The sequence below is a fragment of the Bradyrhizobium sp. DN3 genome (assembly GCF_041357655.1).
In the GTDB taxonomy this organism is placed as follows: Bacteria; Pseudomonadota; Alphaproteobacteria; order Rhizobiales; family Xanthobacteraceae; genus Bradyrhizobium.
In genome coordinates this window covers 273,498-290,319 of sequence record NZ_JAULLN010000002.1, presented here as the reverse complement: position 1 = coordinate 290,319, position 16,822 = coordinate 273,498, and the positions used below count along the sequence as shown (strand labels likewise).

Annotated in this window: 18 protein-coding genes; 8 read left to right on the top strand and 10 right to left on the bottom strand. The window is 64.2% G+C overall.

Annotated features, from left to right (window positions below):
• Positions 1–25: 25 nt before the first annotated feature.
• Positions 26–1,000, top strand: coding sequence for a Bug family tripartite tricarboxylate transporter substrate binding protein (locus AAE027_RS04765; RefSeq protein WP_370985702.1), 975 nt, complete (start codon positions 26–28; stop codon positions 998–1,000).
• 15 nt (positions 1,001–1,015) lie between these two features.
• Here AAE027_RS04765 and AAE027_RS04760 read toward each other — a convergent pair whose 3' ends face one another.
• The 3 genes from AAE027_RS04760 to AAE027_RS04750 form a co-directional block, all read right to left on the bottom strand.
• The gene (locus AAE027_RS04760; protein WP_370986046.1) at positions 1,016–1,282 is read right to left on the bottom strand and encodes a hypothetical protein; all 267 of its coding nucleotides are present in this window, start codon (positions 1,280–1,282) and stop codon (positions 1,016–1,018) included.
• A 263-nt stretch (positions 1,283–1,545) separates the two neighbouring features.
• A complete protein-coding gene (locus AAE027_RS04755; RefSeq protein WP_164940578.1) occupies positions 1,546–2,037 on the bottom strand; it encodes an SRPBCC family protein in 492 nt (163 codons plus the stop codon).
• Positions 2,037–2,426 (bottom strand): ArsR/SmtB family transcription factor, encoded by a 390-nt coding sequence (locus AAE027_RS04750; protein WP_370985701.1) that lies wholly within the window; start codon positions 2,424–2,426, stop codon positions 2,037–2,039. Before AAE027_RS04750 ends, AAE027_RS04755 begins: the two co-directional genes overlap by 1 nt.
• A 282-nt stretch (positions 2,427–2,708) precedes the next feature.
• On the opposite strand from AAE027_RS04750, the gene AAE027_RS04745 reads away from it, so the two are divergent.
• Positions 2,709–3,764 carry a serine hydrolase gene (locus AAE027_RS04745; RefSeq protein WP_370985700.1) on the top strand — a complete coding sequence of 352 codons (1,056 nt, stop codon included), beginning with the start codon at positions 2,709–2,711 and terminating at the stop codon, positions 3,762–3,764.
• Between the two features lie 113 nt (positions 3,765–3,877).
• Here the strand turns inward: AAE027_RS04745 and AAE027_RS04740 are convergent, their stop codons facing one another.
• Positions 3,878–4,579 (bottom strand): SDR family oxidoreductase, encoded by a 702-nt coding sequence (locus tag AAE027_RS04740; RefSeq protein ID WP_370985699.1) that lies wholly within the window; start codon positions 4,577–4,579, stop codon positions 3,878–3,880.
• A gap of 108 nt (positions 4,580–4,687) precedes the next feature.
• Here AAE027_RS04740 and AAE027_RS04735 point away from each other — a divergent pair, with 108 nt between their 5' ends.
• Positions 4,688–5,530 (top strand): GNAT family N-acetyltransferase, encoded by an 843-nt coding sequence (locus AAE027_RS04735; RefSeq protein WP_370985698.1) that lies wholly within the window; start codon positions 4,688–4,690, stop codon positions 5,528–5,530.
• 1 nt (position 5,531) lies between these two features.
• Here the strand turns inward: AAE027_RS04735 and AAE027_RS04730 are convergent, their stop codons facing one another.
• Positions 5,532–5,978, bottom strand: coding sequence for a hypothetical protein (locus AAE027_RS04730; protein WP_370985697.1), 447 nt, complete (start codon positions 5,976–5,978; stop codon positions 5,532–5,534).
• A 283-nt stretch (positions 5,979–6,261) separates the two neighbouring features.
• On the opposite strand from AAE027_RS04730, the gene AAE027_RS04725 reads away from it, so the two are divergent.
• On the top strand, positions 6,262–6,540 hold the full coding sequence (locus AAE027_RS04725; protein WP_370985695.1) for a hypothetical protein: 279 nt from the start codon (positions 6,262–6,264) through the stop codon (positions 6,538–6,540).
• A gap of 1,508 nt (positions 6,541–8,048) precedes the next feature.
• Positions 8,049–9,902, top strand: a complete 1,854-nt coding sequence (locus AAE027_RS04720) for an alkaline phosphatase family protein (RefSeq protein WP_370985694.1) — start codon at positions 8,049–8,051, stop codon at positions 9,900–9,902.
• A gap of 40 nt (positions 9,903–9,942) precedes the next feature.
• Here AAE027_RS04720 and AAE027_RS04715 read toward each other — a convergent pair whose 3' ends face one another.
• Entirely contained in the window at positions 9,943–10,515 is a 573-nt protein-coding gene (locus tag AAE027_RS04715) for a hypothetical protein (protein ID WP_370985693.1), read from the bottom strand.
• Positions 10,516–10,896: 381 nt separating this feature from the next.
• On the opposite strand from AAE027_RS04715, the gene AAE027_RS04710 reads away from it, so the two are divergent.
• The gene (locus AAE027_RS04710; RefSeq protein WP_130218030.1) at positions 10,897–11,556 is read left to right on the top strand and encodes a peroxiredoxin; all 660 of its coding nucleotides are present in this window, start codon (positions 10,897–10,899) and stop codon (positions 11,554–11,556) included.
• Between the two features lie 114 nt (positions 11,557–11,670).
• Here AAE027_RS04710 and AAE027_RS04705 read toward each other — a convergent pair whose 3' ends face one another.
• Complete coding sequence (locus tag AAE027_RS04705; RefSeq protein ID WP_370985692.1) at positions 11,671–13,401, bottom strand: methyl-accepting chemotaxis protein; 1,731 nt, start codon at positions 13,399–13,401, stop codon at positions 11,671–11,673.
• A gap of 445 nt (positions 13,402–13,846) precedes the next feature.
• On the opposite strand from AAE027_RS04705, the gene AAE027_RS04700 reads away from it, so the two are divergent.
• Complete coding sequence (locus tag AAE027_RS04700) at positions 13,847–14,164, top strand: histone (protein ID WP_370985691.1); 318 nt, start codon at positions 13,847–13,849, stop codon at positions 14,162–14,164.
• A gap of 142 nt (positions 14,165–14,306) precedes the next feature.
• On the opposite strand, the gene AAE027_RS04695 is transcribed toward AAE027_RS04700, so the two are convergent.
• Together AAE027_RS04695 and AAE027_RS04690 are read right to left on the bottom strand one after the other, a co-directional pair.
• On the bottom strand, positions 14,307–15,179 hold the full coding sequence (locus AAE027_RS04695) for a DMT family transporter (RefSeq protein ID WP_370985690.1): 873 nt from the start codon (positions 15,177–15,179) through the stop codon (positions 14,307–14,309).
• Between the two features lie 99 nt (positions 15,180–15,278).
• The gene (locus AAE027_RS04690) at positions 15,279–15,725 is read right to left on the bottom strand and encodes a hypothetical protein (RefSeq protein ID WP_091889766.1); all 447 of its coding nucleotides are present in this window, start codon (positions 15,723–15,725) and stop codon (positions 15,279–15,281) included.
• Between the two features lie 294 nt (positions 15,726–16,019).
• On the opposite strand from AAE027_RS04690, the gene AAE027_RS04685 reads away from it, so the two are divergent.
• Positions 16,020–16,283, top strand: coding sequence for a hypothetical protein (locus tag AAE027_RS04685; RefSeq protein ID WP_370985689.1), 264 nt, complete (start codon positions 16,020–16,022; stop codon positions 16,281–16,283).
• Between the two features lie 30 nt (positions 16,284–16,313).
• Here AAE027_RS04685 and AAE027_RS04680 read toward each other — a convergent pair whose 3' ends face one another.
• A complete protein-coding gene (locus AAE027_RS04680; RefSeq protein ID WP_370985688.1) occupies positions 16,314–16,775 on the bottom strand; it encodes a host attachment protein in 462 nt (153 codons plus the stop codon).
• Between the last annotated feature and the right edge of the window lie 47 nt (positions 16,776–16,822).

The following is a 16,822-nucleotide window of genomic DNA, read 5'->3' as shown; positions in this document are numbered from 1 at the left end:
GGCGCCCCACGTCCGGGAGGCCATCATGACCATCACACGCCGAACATTGCTGGGCGCCCTTGCCGCATCCCTGTCGAGCCCGCCATTTTGCGCACGCGCTGAGGAGGCCTGGCCGTCACGCCTGGTGCGGCTGATCTCACCCTATGGACCCGGCGGCTCTAACGACATCTCGCTGCGTCTCCTGGCGGAGGAGTTCGGCCGCAGCCTGCATCAGCAGTTCGTCGTCGAGAACAAGCCGGGCGCCGGCACGCGCATCGCCAACGATATGGTCGCGCATGCGCCGGGCGACGGCTACACACTGCTCTATGTCGCAGCCCCCTATGCCACCGCCGAAGCGCTGTTCGGCAAGCTGACCTACGAGCGAAAGGATCTGCAACCCGTGGCGATGGCGGTGATCGCGCCGCTGTTCTTGATCATCAGCGCGGACGCGCCGTTCAAGACGCTCCCCGAAATGATCGCCTATGGCAAATCGAAGCCCGATGGCCTCACCTTCGCTTCGCCCGGCGCCGGCTCGCAGCCCCACCTTGCCGGCGAGCTCCTGTTCCGGGATGCTGGCGTCGAGGGCCTCAACATCCCGTTCCGCGGTGACGCTGCATCCTACACCGAGCTGCTCGCCGGCCGCGTCGACGGCACGCTCACAGCGCTACCGACGGCCCTGCCCTACGTCCAGAGCGGCAAGTTCATCGTGCTCGGCGTCGCTTCGCCCGAGCGCAGCGCGCTCTACCCGCAGGCGCCGACCTTGCGCGAGCAAGGTTGTCCGAACGTGGCCGCCGCCGGCTGGTACGGCTTCATGGCGCCATCGCCGACACCACGCATGATTGTCGACAAGCTCCAGGCCGAGGTGCTGCGCGCACTCGCCGAACCCGCAATCAAGGACAAGCTGACCGCGCAGGGCCTCGAAGTGCGGCCCGGCACCGCGGCCGAGTTTGGCCAATTCATCGACAACGAAACGCAGAAATGGACCAAGCTGATCCGCGACGCCGGCCTCAAGGGCGAATGACGATCGATGCGGCGCTCAGCGCCCTCCGGCACGGCGGCCGCCGCTGCGGATGAAATCGTCGCGCTCGTTGACGTGATGTTGATATTCGGAGATCGCGCGATTGGCCATGCGGATCCGGTTCGTCTGCCCCTCCTCCACCATCACGGCAATGCGCTGCGCCAGGAACACGCAGGCCTCGAATTCGTCGCGGATGGTGTCCGTGCGCGCGAGAAAGTCCCAGGCAATGTCGTAGGCTTGCTCGGCGGCAGGGTTGCGGTAGTCGCTGAAGATAATGTACGTCATCATCGGCAAAGCCGGAGGGCCATTATCGTTCCTACCGGGCGGGCGCACGACCTGCTCCGGGGCCGGTGTTCCGATTTGCGGACCGGGCGATTCGACGAGATCGCCGCGCCTTCACATCCACGAGCGTAGGAACGGTTGGCGACGCGCATGAGTGCGACCTCGGCGCGTCCTCTGCGCCGGAGCCGCACTCGTTTTTTCAAACGGCTGAGGGATGAACTTAGAACGCGTTCAAGTGGCCGCGAGACATCTTTGCGAACGCGATCTCACCGCTTCATCCCCGCCACATACGCCGCCAGCTTGTCCAGCGTCTGGTAACCGTATTCGACGGCGCCGAATCCGATCATGCCATCGCGCTGCTCGGTGCTCGAGGCCAGTTGCCGCATCATCAACACGGTCTTGCCGTTGCTCTGCTCGGCAAAAGTGACGGTGAAGCGGAACATACCGGGATCCTCGTCCTGGTCGACGCCGTGATCCATTTCCATCAGAGACGGCCGCTCGATGCGGCGGAAGCGCATGCGGTTCGGATAGACCGTGCCGTCGGGGCCGATCATGTTGAAGCGCCAGACGCCGCCGACGCGAACGTCGATCTCGAAGGTCTCGATCTTGAACCCTTTCGGCCCGAACCATTGCGGCAGATGCTTCGGGTCGGACCAGGCCTCGAACACCAGATCGCGCGGCGCGTCGATCACGCGCGACATCACGATCTCGCGGTCGAGGGACCATTGTGACAAGGCAGCATTGGCAGAATTCGTCATCACTCGGAACCTTTCCGTTTGGTTGTTCGGGACGGACGCTTGGCGGCCGCCCTCTCCTTCTCTTTCTTGAGCTTCATCACGTAGGCTTCGAACCGATCGAGCCGCGCCTCCCAGATCGCACGCTGCTGCTGGAACCAGTCTTCCGCGCTGAGAAGCGCATTCGGGCTGAGACGGCAGGTGCGCACGCGGCCGGATTTCTCCGACAGCACGAGCCCGCTCGTCTCCAGCACATGGATGTGTTTCATGAAGCTCGGCAGCGCCATGTCGAAGGGACCGGCGAGATCGCCGACCGACGCCTCGCCCGCGCAAAGCCGCATCACGATCGCCCGCCGCGTGGGATCGGCGAGCGCGGAAAAAACCTGGTCGAGCCGGGACAATTGGTTAGCCATGAAGCTAACTATAGGGCTGCCACCACCCGGCGTCAATCATTGTTAGCTCATAGGCTAAGTGATTTTGTCGCGAGCCCCACACGGGGGAACCCACAACGCGCAATCGTGAATTGGGGCGCGCGCTCGTTCACGTTAAGAGGGGCTCGGGGGCACATCACATCTTGCGTCAGAGCCGTGCCGTCTGTTGTCAACTCATCGCACCTCACCCGGCGAGCGGTTTGCCGGGCAGCGCTCGTTCCGCTCGCACTTGCCTGGCCCCGCCGCGCCTTGGCGGATTCCGACATGATCGCGCAGATGCGCGACATCGTCGCGAACGAGCTGGCGCCGACCGCGACGACGGACTATTCGGGCGGGCTTGCCGCCGCCCTTTATGCCGGCCGCCATGTCGAGTTCTTCACTTACGGTCTTGCCGATGACGCCGCCAAACGGCCGGTGACGCCGGACACGCTGTTCAATCTCGCCTCCTTGCGCAAACCCTTCGAGGCGACCCTCGTGGCGCTCGGCGCGCTACGCGGCGAGCTGCGGCTCGACGACCATTTGCCGAAATACCTGCCGGAGCTGAGCGGCGACTACATCCGCGGCGTCACCGTCGGTGAGCTCGCCACGCACACCTCCGGGCTATTGCTGCCGACCGATCATCCGCCCTGGCCGGACGAGCAGTTTACGCGCGACCAGTTCATCGCCATGCTAAACACCTTCGCGCCGCCGCCCGGCGTCGCACCCGGCCGGCAGCGCATCTACACCCATGCCGGCTACGTGCTGCTTCAGCTCGTGCTCGAGCGCCGCTACGGCGCTCCGATCGCGACCCTGTTCGAACAGCGCATCCTTGCGTCGCTCGGCATGGCCGCCACCTGCGTCCCCGAGCGCGGCGAAGACAACCGCGCCGTCATGGACGAGGCCTGGATGCGGCGCGTGGTCCAGGGCTATTCGGATCAGGGCATGGCGATCGGCCCGATTGGCAGCGAGCAGAGCTATTTTGACTTTTCCGGCACGGGCCAGATGTTCTCCTCGGTGCGGGATCTCGCGAGCTTCGTTGCTGCCTGCGTCGACGGCCGCTCGATCGATCCGCATTTGCGCGAGGCGTTGCGGATGACGCAGCATGAGGCCTTCCGCGTCGATGAGAAGTTCGGACAGGGCATGGCCTGGGAGAGCGTGCATCTTCCCGGAGTCACCGTCGTGGACAAGCCGGGCGGCCTCAACAACGCCTCCGGCTATATCGGCCTCGTGCCGGCGCGGCGGCTCGGCATCGTCCTGCTCGCCAATCGCGGCGAATATCCGCACGAGATCGCGCGCTACAAGATCCTGCCGGAACTGGCGCGGCTCGTCGCCTCACATTGAGGCGCCGCCTTTAGAGCGTTTTCGAGCGAAGTGGATACCGGTTCGCGTGAAGAAAACGCGTCAAAACAAGAATCTAGAGCTTCGGTTCTGATCCAATCAGAACCGATCATGCTCTAGACCGAGCGCGTCAGCCCGCCGTCGACGCGGATGTTCTGGCCGGTGATGTAGGCAGCGCCGTCGGAGGCCAGGAACGAGACCGTCGCGGCGATTTCCTCGACCTTGCCATAGCGCTTCATCGGCACGTTGTCGCGGCGCGCGTCTAGCTGCGGCAGGCTGTCGATCCAGCCCGGCAGCACGTTGTTCATGCGGACATTGTCCGCAGCGTAGGTGTCGGTGAAGATTTTCGTGAAGGCGGCAAGGCCCGCCCGGAACACCGCCGAGGTCGGAAACATCGCGCTCGGCTCGAACGCCCAGGCGGTCGAGATGTTGATGATGGCGCCACCCTTCTGCGCCTGCATCACCGGCGTCACCAGCCGGGTGGGACGGATCACGTTGAGCAGATACGTATCGAGGCCGGCATGCCATTGCTCGTCGGTGATCTCGATGATCGGCGCGCGCGGCCCGTGGCCGGCGCTGTTGACGAGCACGTCGATGCGTCCCCACTTGGCCAGCGCACCGTCGACGAGACGCTTCAGATCGTCATTGGATTTGTTCGAACCGGTGACGCCGAAGCCGCCGAGCTCGGCAGCCAGAGCCTCGCCTTTGCCGGAGGACGACAGGATCGCGACGCGAAACCCGTCCGCTGCCAGCCGCCGCGCGGCCCCTGCCCCCATGCCGCTGCCGCCCGCAGTGACGAGTGCAACCTTCTCCGCCATGAGCGATTCATCCTCTGTGATATCGTTGAGGCGAGCCACAGGCCCAGCCTATCATGAGGCCTTCTACCGCCGGACCCGCTGTCAGGTCCACCGTCGAGAGCATCCGTCATGAGCGATTTGCAGATCCGCAATTTGCGGCCCGAGGAGATCGCCGTCGCCATCGACTGGGCCGCGGCGGAGGGTTGGAATCCGGGCCTGGCCGATGCTGCCTGCTTCGCGATCCCTGACGCGCAAGGTTTCTTAGTCGGCGAGATCGACGGCGAGCCGGTCGCGACCGTCTCCTGCGTGAATTACGATGACCGCTTCGCCTTCCTGGGCTTCTACATCGTGCGCACAGACTTTCGCGGCAGCGGCCACGGCCTGCGCATCTGGAACGCGGCGATCGCGCATGCGGGCGCCCGCGTGATCGGGCTCGATGGCGTGGTCGCACAGCAGGACAATTACAGGAAATCGGGCTTCCAGCTCGCCTACGCCAATATCCGCTATGGCGGCATCGTGACCGCACCACCGAAACCACCTGCCGAAGTCGTCGCCCTCGATAAGATCCCGTTTGCGCGTGTCGAAGCCGATGACGCCACCGTCTTCCCTGCCCCGCGCAGCGCCTTCCTGCGCGCCTGGATCAACGCATCGGGCCATGTCGGCCGCGCGCTGCTGCGCGACGACAAGCTCGCCGCCTGGGGCGTGATCCGGCCGTGCCGGACGGGCCACAAGATCGGCCCGCTCGTCGCCGACGATCGCGCCGCGGCGGAAGCAATCGTGCAAGCTTTGCTGGCGAGCGCAGACGGCGGCGAAGTCTTTCTCGATGTCCCCGCCGTCAATCGCGAGGCCATCGCGCTCGCGGGCGAGCTCGGGCTCAAGCCGGTATTCGAGACGGCGCGGATGTACACCGGGCCGATCCCGCCGCTGCGCATCGATCGCGTCTTCGGCGTGACCAGCTTCGAACTGGGTTAGTTCAGTAACAGCGCATGATGTTGACGGTGTGCTCGCCGCCGCCGCGCCCGGGCACCGTCACCTGCTCGGTCGGGCAGCTCGGCACATAGGGCCGGTCGGAGGGCACGACGTTCGGCGGGAAGCGATGCACCCAATCCCAGGGAACGTCATACGTATAGGTGTAGCGCACGTCACTGGAGAGCGGCTGCGCCGCCTCGCCGAAAGGCTGGCTGTACGTCGCGCCGTCGTAGAAGAATCCGCCCCCGCCTGGCCAGTAGACCCAGGGATTGCTGCGCCGGTGGAACCGGGCTCCCGGCCCGATCGGCGCACGCGCCATTGCGCCTGACGGAGCGGCGGTGACACCATGCGGCGCGGCGCCGCCGGGTCTGGCAAAACTGTCGCTGGGGCTAAGGAGCAGCGCGGCTGCGCTGAGCGAGGCGAATAGCGCCCCTTGTGATCTCGACATCATGATACGCACCAACTCGTTTGGCTTCGCAGGTAGCGGCTCCCCACCGCAGGCTAGGCCGGGCTCTCGCCCGCCCGCAAACCTATAATTAATTATTGGTTAAGACACGGGATTAACGGGGAACATGGTGCGGCAGAACGCCCGGATTCCCGTCCCGTTTGAGCGACTTCGTTCCGCAACACGCGATTCATAACCAGTTGATCGGAGTTGATCGCTCCTGGCCAATACGTCCGGAACGCTCCCGCATTGCAACCGTTGGCCCCCGACACAAGCAAGGAGCACTCGAATGCAGAACAAGTCAAAACTCCTCTGCCTGGTCACGGCATCGCTCGTCGCAGGCGCTACAGCCGCGTCGGCGCAGGGCTACTACGATTGGAACGGACCGCGCGTGGGTTGGGACACGCCCGCCTACGAACCGGTTCAGCCGGGCGCGTACTATCCTGACGTCGCCGGACCGTATGGCGCATACTACCGCACTCGCCATCCGACCCCGAGCTCGACGCAGGGCGATGTCGGCCCCGACGGCAACAACAACGGCACGCTGACCGGCGGCTATCGCTGGTAGCGACCGGGCTTCATTTGCACGACCCGCCGCCTTCATCGAGCGGCGGGTTGTTCTTTTGCGACCTACGTATTGTGAGCTGAATAAGCGCCGTTGCCGCCGGCTGCGCGATAATGGCCGTAGCCCGGATGGAGCGCAGCGCAATCCGGGACCGCTGTGCCCGCACTGATGGAATCCCGGATTACGCTGCGCTCCATCCGGGCTACAAGATGTCGCGTTGCCTGTCGGGCAACACACGCGAGCCATGGGTCAACGCGCGCCATCCAAAATATTCCACTTTACCGAAATTCGGAAATGGCGTATGTGTCGCGCAACCCGGCCCAAGGAAGAGGGGCGTATCGCGATCGTCACGAACGCGGGTCGGGCGGCGGTGGACGTGGACCACACCGGCGCGAAAGGCTTCGCAGGGCGGGGAACCGTGAGCGAAAGCGTCACGCCAACGACAGGTGCGGTTCGCGTACGGCGAAATCGTGTGGTCCTGGCGCCCGGGGTCTGAGCGCCAAGTCTTGCGGTGATGTGAGCGGCCCGACCGGGTCCGCAGCATCAGCGGTCCGCAAGGCGACGGGGGCAATAGTGCATCGCTCCCCGGGGAGAGCACGACATAAGCCGTTCCAACCACTGCGCAGGGAAGGCCGGGATGTCTCCGGTTGCCCTGTTTCCCCGCTATGCATCGAAGCACACGCAATCTGCTCTCGGCATGGCGGTCCATAGGAGCCAACCGGCTCCCGGTCTTCCCTGCGCCCTCTTTCATTGAGGGCAAGGCACCGAAGCAAAGCTCGGGCGAGCAAGCCGCGAGGATGAGAAGGCGCGTCTGCGATTGAAATGGGATTGATGAGCGACCATGCCGCCTCAAACTCCGTCATTGCGAGGAGCTCTTGCGACGAAGCAATCCAGACTGCCTCCGCCGAGGGATTCTGGATTGCTTCGCTGCGCTCGCAATGACGGTGTTGAGGCAGCTGCGCGACAAACTCCGCTCTCGTGCCCCGGACGCAGCGCAGCGCTTCTTCAGCGAAGCACTGCAGAGCCAGGGGCCAAGCAACAGCGAAACGCGCCGTCTTCCTGGGTCCCGGCTCGGCGCCGCAACGCAGATGCGTTGCAGCGCATCCGGGACACGGGAGAGTCGCTCGCCATCGCCACACACTCCGTCATTGCGAGGAGCTCTTGCGACGAAGCAATCCAGGACTGCCTTCGCGGTGGCAGTCTGGATTGCTTCGCTCCGCTCGCAATGACGACGTTGATGCAGCTGTGCGCGCCAAGCCTCGCTTCTCGTGCCCCGGACGCAGCGCAACGCTTCTTCAGCGGTGCGTTGCAGAGCCGGGGCCGCGCAACGGCGAAATGCACCGCCTGGGTCCCGGCTCAGCGCCGCAACGCCAAAGGCGTTGCAGCGCGTCCGGGACACGCCGTTCTTTCCACGCTTCTCCGCTCTTGTAACAAAACGGTCATGCAGCGAAACTAAACGAATCCGGGGCCGCGGCCAGCGGCCGAGCCGCCTCACCGCAGGGAGAGATTCGATGCGCCGTTCACTGGTGTTGCTGTCCGCCGGGCTGACAGTCCTGTCCACCGGACTTGCCTCCGCCCAGAACAACACGCCCCGCAACCTGATCCTGTTCATTCCGGACGGTCTTCGCGCGCTGAAGGTCACACCGGAGACGGCGCCGGCGATGGCCGAGGTCCGCGACAAGGGCGTCAACTTCAAGAACCCGCATTCGCTCTTCCCGACCTTCACCATGGCCAACGGCTCGGCGATGTCGACAGGCCACTATCTCGGCGATACCGGCGTGTTCTCCAACACGATCTGGACCAACTACACCTCCGTCCCCGCCGGCGACACGGTGGTCCCCTTCATCGAGAACGACGCCGTGCTCGGCGACATCGACGAGCATTTCAAGGGCAACTATCTGAACGAAGAGACCATCCTGAAGATGGCCCGCGCCAAGGGCCTCAGCACGGCGGCGATCGGCAAGGTCGGCCCGACCTACCAGTTCGATCACACCGACAAGCCCGAGAAGGCCGGTCTGCATTCGATCGTGTTCGACGACGCCACCGGCGGCAAGAACGGCGTGGCGCTCTCGGACGAGGTGAAGGACGCGCTGACCAAGGCCGGCTTGCCCACCGCCACGCCGCCGCGCGGTGACAATTCCAAGGCGGGCGATGCCAAGACGCCGGGCACCACGGTCGCCAACGTCGCGCAGCAGGCCTATTTCGCCGATGTCGCCACCAAGGTGGTGCTGCCGATGTTCAAGGCACGCAACAAGCCATTCGTGCTCGTGTTCTGGTCGCGCGACCCCGACGGCAGCCAGCACAATACCGGCGACAGCCTCAACCAGATCAAGCCCGGCATCAACGGCCCCACCTCGATGGCCGGCATCAAGAACGCCGACACCAACCTCGCCCAGCTCCGCAAGGCGCTCGACGAGCTCGGGCTTGCCGCCTCGACCAACATCATCGTTTCCGCCGACCACGGCTTCTCGACCATCTCCAAGGAGAGCAAGACCAGCCCCTCGGCCAAGGTCAGCTATGACGACACGCCGAAGGACTTTTTGCCGATGGGCTTCCTGGCGCTCGACCTTGCGAAAGCGCTCGACCTGCCCCTGTTCGACCCCAACGACAAGAATGCGAAGGTCGAGGGCAACAAGCATCCCAAGGCCGGCAACGGCGTGCTCGGCAAGGATCCGACCAAGCCCGATCTCGTGGTCGCCACCAATGGCGGCTCCGACCTGATCTATCTGCCGAGCAAGGACAAGAAGCTGGCGGCGAAGACGATCAAGGCGCTGCTCGAGCAGGACTACGTCTCGGGCCTGTTCGTCGAGGACTCGCTCGGCCGCTTCCCCGGCACCCTGCCGCTGTCGAGCATCAATCTGCGCGGCAAGTCGGCGACCCCGACGCCTTCGATCGTCGTCAACTTCCGCTCCTATGCCAGCGATTGCGGCGAGGCGCCGACCAACTGCTCGGTCCAGATCGCCGATACCGTGCTGCGCCAGGGCCAGGGCATGCATGGCAGCTTCAGCCGCGGCGACACCATGAACTTCATGGCCGCCATCGGTCCGGACTTCAAAGCCGGCTATGTCGACGAGATCCCGGTCAGCAATGCCGACGTCGGCATGACCGCTGCCCGGCTCATGGACCTGCGCGGCGCGCAGAATGGCGATCTCGTCGGCCGCGTGATGTCGGAGGCCATGCCCAACGGCATGGTGCCGAAGGCCTATGCCGGCACGCTGAAGTCCAAACCGGCCGAAGGTGGCCTGATGACCGTGCTGAACTTCCAGCGCGTCGGCAGCCAGCGCTATTTCGATGCAGCCGGCTTCTCCGGCCGCACGCTCGGGCTCGAGGTAGAGGGTGGCAAACAAAAAACGGCGGGGAAATAACCCCGCCGTTCAAATGCGTCCCGGTGAGAGGCGCAGAATCTTACACTCCAATGTCGAACACGTTCGGCAATTGGCCCGCCAGAGGCAGCGCGGTGGCGCCCAGGAAGGTCGCCACCATCGCCATCAGGCGACGGTTGTTCTGGCGCTTGCCGCGCATCTGCCCGGCGATCCACTCCAGCATCTCGCTGTTGACCTTGGCGGCATAAGACGGCGCCCAGCTCTCGATCTCGGTATCGGCCGACAGCGCGACGCTGCGCGGCGGCACCTTCAGACCCGAGGCGCTGGCGGCATAATGGGCGACCGCCTTGGCGAGCAGGTCATCGAACCGGCCACCGTCGGTGCGCTCGGTCGCGGCCTCGTTGATCTCGAACAGCACTTCGGCCTCGGTGCGGCTGATCGGCTGGTCGTTGACGGCGGTGGCGGTCAGGATGCGCACGCACCAGGCGGTGTCATCGGCATCGAGCGAACGGGAGAAATGCACCCTTCCCTTGGTGGTCGGGCCTTCCCCCGTGATCACGCCGTCGCGCACGATGCTCAGTGCATGGGCCGCGGTATCGCGGCAGGACGGTTCGAGGGACGACGACTCGGTAGGCTTAGGCGCAGCGGCAGACATAGTTCACTTCCAGATTCTTCTGATCGGCCAGCATTTTCATGCCGACGTAAAGGGGTGGTTAACGATTCGATACGGGGATCGCGACTTTTCTAGATGGTTGCCAATTGGTCGCTGTTAGGACCATTCTGGTTCTAGGAAGCGCCGGGCGAGCGTGATGAAAGTCATAAAAGGCATTATCGGGGCAATCGCGACCGTGTGACCCCGGATGGAGATGTTTCGCCGCAGGCGCCGCTGTAACAGAAAGGTGCTAGGAAATCGGCTCTTCAAAGAAGGAATTCACATTTTACTTGAGCCGGTTCACTTGACCTCTCCGGCATTCTATACTGAAGACGACGGCAAAAGATGAATTCTAAAGTAAATTCAACGAGATGAGGTAGAACCATGACACTTCCGATCGGCGCCACCGCGCCCGACTTCGAAGCCGAGACCACCGAAGGGAAGATCAAGTTCCACGACTGGATCGGCAACAGCTGGGCCCTGCTGTTCTCGCACCCGAAGGACTTCACGCCGGTTTGTACGACCGAGCTCGGCGCTCTCGCCAAGTTGAAGCCGGAGTTCGACAAGCGCGGCGTCAAGCTGATGGGCCTCTCGGTCGATCCGGTCGACCGCCATTCCAAATGGTCGGAGGACATCAAGGAGACGCAAGGCGCTGCGCCGAACTATCCGATGATCGGCGACACCGATTTCAACGTCTCCAAGCTCTACGAGATGCTGCCGGCCTCGACCTCGGGCGATCCCCTCACCCGCACGCCGGCCGACAATCAGACCGTCCGCAACGTCTTCGTCATCGGGCCGGACAAGAAGATCAAGCTGGTGCTGGTCTATCCGATGACCACGGGGCGGAACTTCCAGGAGATCCTGCGCGCCATCGACTCGCTCCAGCTCACCGCCAAGCATCGCGTCGCGACGCCGGCCGATTGGACCCAGGGCGAGGACGTCATCATCGCGGGCTCGGTCTCCAATGACGAGGCCAAGACGATCTACCCGCAGGGCTGGAAGGAGCCGAAGCCCTACATCCGCATCGTGCCGCAGCCGAAGTGACTTTTGGCAGTCGCCGATAGCGACTGCAAAATGGTCCGAAGGACCAGACCTCAGGTGCGCAATTGCGCACCGGGGTTCGGTGCTAGCGCACCGCCCCGGAACGGCTGCGTTGGATCACGCCGCGTGGACGCGGTCGAGGAAGCCGTCGACCTCGGCCTTCAGATGCAGGCTCTCGCCCGACAGCGCCTGGGCGGAGGCAAACATCCGGCTCGAGGTCTCGCCGGTCTCGCTCGCACCCTTGGCGGCGTGACGGACATTGACGGCGACATCGGCCGTGCCCGATACCGCCGCGCGAACGCTGGCCACGATGTTGTGGGTCGCGCTTTTCTGCTGCTCGACCGCAGCCGAGATCGAGCCGGCGATGCCGCTGATGCGCTCGATGGTCTGGCTGATCGCCTTGATGGCGGCTACCGATTCCTCGGTCGCAAGCTGCATGCTTTCGATCTGGTTCGAGATCTCGTCGGTCGCCTTGGCGGTCTGGCCAGCGAGCGTCTTAACCTCCTGAGCCACCACCGCGAAGCCGCGGCCGGCATCGCCCGCGCGCGCAGCCTCGATGGTGGCGTTCAGTGCCAACAGGTTGGTCTGCTCGGCGATCGAGGTGATCAGCTTGACGACGTCGCCGATGCGCGCGCCGGCTTCCGAGAGCTGCGCGATGCGCTGATCGGTCGCCTCGGCCTGCCGCACCGCCTCGGCGGAGATCTCGTTGGATTCCTGCACCCGGCGCGTGATCTCGGAGATCGATTGAGACAGCTCGTCGGAGGCTGACGCAGCCGAACGCACGTGCTCAGAGGCGTTCTCGGAGGCTCCGGCGGACCGCGCCGACAGATCGGCGGTGGAGCGCGCGACATCGGTAAGCTGCCGCGCCACGCGCTCGAACTCGCCCGACGATGTCAGCACCTTGTCGAGGATACCGCCGACGCTGCCGCGGAACTCCTCGACGAAGTTGCGCAGGTCGGATTTGCGCTGCTCGGCAGCCGCAGCTGTGGCCGCCGCCTGCTCGCTGCGCAGGCGCGCCCGCTCCAGCGAATTGCTCTTGAACACCGCGACCGTGCGGGCGATTTCGCCGATCTCGTCGGCGCGGTCCTCACACTCGATCGCAACGTCGCTCTGGCCGTTGGCAAGCGCCGTGAGCGAATGCGTGACCGAGGTGAGCGGTTTCGTGACCCGGCGGACGATCACCAAGGTGAGGATCAGGACCAGGAGCGCGGCGAGACCCGCGGCGGCGGTCATGCTCTCGATCGCCTGGGACAGCATGCTCTCGAACTGGGCCATCGGAATGCCGACATAGAGGATGCCGGCGACCTTGCCGGTCGCGTCCAGAATTGGGAAATAGGCGGTCATGAACGTCTTGCCGAACAGCGTGGCCGGTCCCTTATAGGCCTCGCCACGACGCAGCGGCGCCTGCCCCGGATGATCGGCGGCAAGCTGGGTGCCGACGGCGCGGTCGCCATTTTCCTTCTTCACGTTGGTCGAGCGTCGCACGAATTGCCCGCTCGCCTCGTCGAACACGAACAGGGTCGCATTGCCGCCGACATAGGACACCGCGCGATCGACGATGGCGTGATCCCTGAGGTCGGGCATCTTGGGAATCTCGGCGCGCTGGACGGCGCCATCCCACATCGTGATCTTGACGTCTGGAACGGTCTCGGCAAAAGCCAAAGCCAGCGTGCGCAGATTGACCTCGATGTCGCGCAGCGCACGATCATTGAAGGCGGACGTCAGCGACCAATAGCCGGCGCCGACCACGAGCGCCGTATTCATGGCGATCAGCAGTACCGCGCACAGGACGGCCTTGGTGCCGAGTTTGAACTGCGGCAGGAACTTCGCCGTGAGAAGGTTCGACATGGATGGAATGACCCCCGCAATTCCTGCATATTCGTGCAATCGGCTTACGGTCCCATTAACGACCGTTCGCACCGCGGCCCGCGCCATACTTTCCAAATCGTAAACGAAGACACCTCTGACCAGCGGCCCGTGCTGGCGCCTGGCGCCCCCTGCTCGCATGGAAGGAGCTGCGTCCTCCGCCAAAGATCGCCAAGCGATGCCATCGAAAGCCGAGCGCTGGGTGCCGGAGCCGAAAGGCCTCCCGGCGAAGCTGATCTACCCGCCGTAGCAGGCAACGCCGATCGAGCTTGCGAGCGCGGGCATCATGCCCGCAGCTGATCGTCGATCATGCCAAGGGATGCGAGCGCTCGCCGCCTACGCAAAGATCCGCAAAGGTTGAGCGTTGCTTTGACACAATTTTGAAACCCGCTATCGTCATCGCTTCGTTCAAACAATGGGGGACGACATGGACGACGAGAAGCCGATCACAGAGCAGGCGATGGGCACGATCACCACCGCCGTGGAAGCGACCAGGGACGCCGCAGTCACCGCCGTCAAGCAGGTGAAGAAAGCCGCCAAGAAGGTCGCGAAGAAGGTAGCGCCGAAGAAGGCTGCGAAGAAGAAAGCCAAGAAGGCTGCGAAGAAGACGCCGAAGAAGGCCGCAAAGAAATCGTCCAAGAAAGCCGCGAAAAAAGCCGCCAGGACGTCTGCGAAGAAGGCCGCCAAGAAAGCCTCCAAGAAAGCCGCCAAGGCGAAGAAGAAGGCCAAGAAGGCCAAGCGCTGATCGCACTCAGAGCAGATCTCCGGGTGCGGGCGCGCCCGGAGACAGCTCCAGCGCCAGCCTACCCTCGCCGTTTGGCTGCGCGCCGCCCCACCCTAGCACGAAAACGGTCAACACACGTCAGGGCTGTGCGCGCTGGAATCCGCTAAGAGCGTCGATTGACCACAAAGACCGCTGCGGCGCAGAGCGCCATGCCGGCAATGGCAACTGCGTCCAGCTTTTCTCCGAACAGCAGATAGGCCATCAGCGCCGTCACGGCCGGCACCAGATAGAACAGGCTCGCGACCGAGGTTGCCGCGGCGTGGCGGATCAGCCAGTACAACAGCCCGATCGATCCGATCGAGAGCGCCACGGCCAGCCAAGCGAGCGCGAGCACGAATTCCCGCGTCCAGTGCACCACACGGTCTTCGAACAGGAAAGCTCCGATCGCGAAGAAAATGGTGACGGACACGTATTGCACGAGATTGCCGGCGCGCCAGTCGATGTGATTGCAGTAGCGGCGCTGATAGAGCGTGCCGAGCGTGATGCTGATCAGCGAGACCACCGAGGCGAGCCAGCCGAGCCCGGCTTCGCCGGTCATCGGGCGGTTGTGCAGGATCAGCACGACCCCGCCGAGGCCGAGCACGAGGCCGGCCCATTGCAGCTGCGTCACCTTTTCGCCGAGCCAGCGATTGGCGATGGTCGATGTCAGGATCGGCTGCAGGCCCGGAATCAGCGCGGAAAGGCCGGCCGGAATCGAATGCGCGATCGCGATCGCGGTGCCGCCGAGATAGAAACCGTGGACCAGAATGCCAGCGACCGCGCTGTGCGCAATGCCGGTGCCATCAGGCCATTTCGGCCGCGCAATCGCCGCGATGATCGCCATCAGGCCGACCACGATCGCCATGCGGATGGCGAGATAGGTCAAGGGATCGGCATTGTTGACGACGTATTTCGTGCCGATGAATCCGGTGCTCCAGAGCAGGACGAACAGGATCGGCGCCGCGCGGGCGGTCAGGGCTTCCGAATGATGGTTCATTGCCGCCCTCCTTGCCCGATGGGGCCCCATGCGGCAATACGAATTTCCGGACGAGCGATGCTGCGCTGCGACGGGCAGCGGAAGCCGCGGCTCAGCCGCTCACCATTCTTCCGGACAAGGATCGATGATTTTCCAGAGCTCGACCCCGTTCTTGATCTTCTTCATGTCGGTGGTGAGCCCGCCATTGCGGCGGATCCAGTCCTTCACCTTGTCGGGGTAGTAGGACATCAGATCGGAGGTGCCCTCGGCGCTGGTGACCTTGATGCCGAAGGTGAAGGCCTTGTCGTAGTAGGCCTGGTGGAAGCCGAGGCTGGCGCGCGGCGTCACGCAGATCTTGTTCATCGGCACGATGCCGAGCACGAGCGTGCAGGCCGAATTGCAGATGCCGTCGATGATGACGCGCTCGCCCTTCTCGCGCACGCGCTTGTACTTGGCCTTGTACTCCTCGACATAGCCGCCGTGGTCGCGGGTGATGTGCAGCTCGGCGCGCGCCGGCGTAGCGGCGGCGAGGCAGAGCGACAGCAGGCTCAAAAGCGGGATGCGCATGGCGACGTGACGGCGAAAGCCTTCAGGAATGGACCGGCCTCGAAGGAGCCCCCCCAAAGGCCGACGACAGGATTCTTAATCGAATAGTCTTTGGTCATACTTGTGTGGGGAATTCGTTAAGCATCCCGAAAAGGCCAAAAATGGGCAGCTTTCGACCGCATGTCCGGCAATTCTGTCACACCCACCCGGAAATCTGCCGGTTTGGGCGTGATTCCGCGCCTCCGGACCGATGTCCTGGCCACCCGGAATTGCTATAAATGGCCGACCTATTCGCGCAGGTTCCGGAGAATCGAGATGAGCAAGTTGAAGCTTGTAGCCGCAGTTGCTGCCCTGTCGGCTGCAATCCTAGCCCCTGGCCTCGCGGACGCACGGGGACATCACCGGTACCACCGCTCATACGCCAACCCGCTGCCCTATCCGATCAGCTATCTGCACAATTACGGGCCTGGCATCACCCCCGGCACCTTCGCCTATTACGACGGCCCGTCGACCAACCACTGCTACCGGGGCGCGGCCGCCTATATCGGCCAGAACGGCCGCCGGCACCCCTGCTACTGAGGCGCCGCGCGTCCTTCCCCGCGGGCGCCCCTATCTCGCGGCGCCCGACCGCAGCAATTGCTTCTCGATCTCGTAGACCGGCAGCTTGACGAGGTCCTTGCCGACCTCGCCCTGAAGCGCCTTGCGCACGACATCGGAATAATCAGCGCGGATCATGCCCAGCGCACGCGGTGAGGCCACCATAGTCAGTGCCGAGGTCTCTCCCGCACTGACGGCGGCATCGAGACGGCCGGCCAGACCCCGCAGGAAGGTGCGCTCGGCCTCATCGTGCCAATCGGTTTGTTCGACGGAGCTGCGCGCCCCGCCGGCCGCCCCATGCAATCGGCCCGGCGCATCGGTCCCTTGCGCGCCGGTCGAAGGGTTGGGCTGCTCATGCACTTCCCTGGTGTGAAGGTTCGGAAACATCTCGTCGCCGAGATTTTCCAGAATGAGCGCCTTGCGCCCGTCGCACACAACCAGCCAGTCACCCTTGTCCAGTCTCATCTTGTCCATTGCACAGCTCCAAGCAACCCATGGGCCTGCCCTTCGAATTCCTCGAA